Raw genomic sequence first — 239 nt, forward strand, 5'->3', positions numbered from 1 at the left:
CAACGGCGGCTGGCAGTGGAGCGCATCCACCGGCACCGACGCGGTCCCCTACTTCCGCCTGTTCAATCCGCTCTCGCAGTCCGAACGCTTCGATCCACGCGGCGAGTTCATCCGCCACTGGCTGCCGGAACTGGCCGGCCTGGAGCGCAAGGCGATCCACGATCCGTCCAGCCTGGGGCTGTTCGCCGGGGTCGACTATCCACGGCCGATGGTCGACCTGAAGGCCAGCCGCGAACGGG

General features: G+C 68.6%; 1 protein-coding gene. It reads left to right on the forward strand.

Features of this window, described 5'->3' with window-relative positions; all coding sequences use genetic code 11:
- On the forward strand, positions 1 to 239 hold a 239-nt coding region (locus tag ACLJNW_RS28255; RefSeq protein WP_410961951.1), incomplete at both ends, for an FAD-binding domain-containing protein.

The organism is Salmonella sp. SAL4457 (assembly GCF_046548235.1).
GTDB classification, from domain to species: Bacteria; Pseudomonadota; Gammaproteobacteria; order Enterobacterales; family Enterobacteriaceae; genus Salmonella; species Salmonella enterica.